The organism is Urechidicola sp. KH5 (assembly GCF_054661455.1).
In genome coordinates, this window is record NZ_BAAFSW010000007.1 from 1 (window position 1) to 2264 (window position 2264).

A 2264-nucleotide genomic window follows, 5' to 3' on the forward strand; every position below is an offset into this window, starting at 1 on the left:
TTGCCCTTATCTGTCTGTACTCTTGCTACATAAATAGCCGTTTCCAAATTGCGCACGTCTAGATGTATTTCAGACTTATAACCATCTTCTATATCCCACTGCATAACTTCTTGTCCTAATACATTAAATAATCTTATGTTTTCTATAACTGCATCGCTGTTATTCTGAATTCTAATCTGAGACTCCGGATTAAACATATAAACATTTACATAGGCATCTAAAATCTGATCATCTACAGATAATGATTGAGAACTATTCTCAAATACTAAAGAAAAACGCTCATCGTATGTACCTGCTGGTAATGAAACCTCATAAGCAGATTCTCTTAAATCATGATAGACTCCTAAAAACTCGTCTTTAATGTAAATATCTGTTTCATTGCTAATGTTTTCAAGCTCATCAATCATCATCTTTTGAACTCCACCGCTTTGTGCATTTGAAATAATCACCCTTATTGGAATCTCTCTATCCTTTCTAAACTCTCCAAATGCTTGAATAACAAAATTCTGATCTTCTTGAACAAAGAACGCATCACTACTCCAAGAGTCTAAGGCCTTACCATCGTATAATTTATCTATATCATCTGTTGGGCCCTCAAAGAAAGCAGCTAATACTTGACGGTGATAACCATCTGGAGATTCAAAACCTAATCTAATTCTTTGTATCGTATCTTGAGTCTGTTCTGTTGATTGGTTTGTTACGCCTCTCATAAACACAGAAGATGTGCCCCCGTTATTTGTTTCTCTTTCAAAAAACCTCTGGCTATTTCTAAACTCTACAGGACCTCCATCTGAATCGCTTCTTACAAAAAATCCTTGACCTACTGCAACGTATGCTCCTGGTGTACTTCTAGCCACACCTCCACCTGCAACATTTGGATGTTTTACTGCAGGTACACCATTGCCTACTTTTCTTGTAGCATAACCTCCTTGATATGATCCAAGGTAATGAGTTCCATTTGACCAATGCTCCCAAAAATACAAAGTAGCATCTGTAGAATTAACATTGTCTGTAATAAACTGATCTGCATCTAGTGCCGATGGAAATGGGTTTCCTGTTAAAGAAATGTCTCCATCTTGAGTAAAGGTTGTATGAACCAACGGTGTATCTCTTAAAGATATACTTGTTACTGCATTGTTTGGCTTCCCTCTAAACACATAGTTCTGATATTCTGTGTCCATGTCTAAAGACCCTGAACCTGTACCTTTCATAGTAAATCCTTCGGTAACATTTAACCTTGTACCATTATTACCAACATATTCCCAGTTTGCATAATCATTGCCCGTATTGACATATCTATACATCCATCTTGAAGAAACTCTAATTGGGGAAGTGATTGCTCCATCAGCGTAATTATAAGCCGCCCCAAAACTAATGCTCTGTGGGGTCGATGAAGTTGTACCATCTCTCAGTATTTCTCCAATATAATAAGGCTCATTAGAAGTTACTCCGTTTATGTTACTTACAGGTGAACTCCAATAATTATAAGCAGTACTGTTTAAAATACCTTGTTGGTCTCTTTCGATATAACCAGCACTTGATGGGTCTAACCAACTTTCAAAATACTGAAAATTACTTTCGGGCTTTTGAATCAATTGAGACTCACCGACTAAATCAATTACACCGTCTAATTTTAAGTATCTAGAAACCCACAACATTACTCCACTGTTGTTTTCATCATGAGCTTCTGTGTCGTTCACAACTGTTAATTTTGTTCCAGGATCCATTATTAATGCTGACACAACTACATCTTCATCAATTGTTTTTAAATCGTGCTTCATTTCAATAATGTTCCACTCAATTTTAGTAACGCCATCAATACCAAGCGCTCCTGGTTTACTCCAAACATCATAATTCTTCCATGGACCTCCACCTCCTGTGTTAGAAAATGCCTGAGCTCCTCCACCGTCTTTAGTAGTATAGGGTAGCGGAGTCGTTTCTTCTTGCCAAGTTTCACTATTTCTCAATCTACCATTTACAAATCCAAATTCATTGCCTAAAGTTCCAATCGCTAAATCACCCTCAGCCTGATTCATCTTGTAATAGCCTTCTAAATCATCCCAATCTAAACCATAAATCTCCATAGGAATGGTAGATCCGTATACTTTCCCACCATTATCTTCGATTTGCTGATTCATCATAGAACGAATCTGGTCTTGTGAAAGTGCCACATTCCAAATTCGGAATTCGTCTACCCAGCCGTGAAAATGATTCACTGGTTTATATGGAGGTAAAGAAAGCATATCCATCGCACCAATTAGAAA

1 protein-coding gene is annotated in these 2264 nt (G+C 37.3%); it reads right to left on the bottom strand.

The annotated features are described in order from the left end of the window. Positions 1-2264: T9SS type A sorting domain-containing protein (locus ACYQ5R_RS12635; protein WP_460191321.1), on the bottom strand; the 2264-nt coding region annotated here is incomplete at both ends.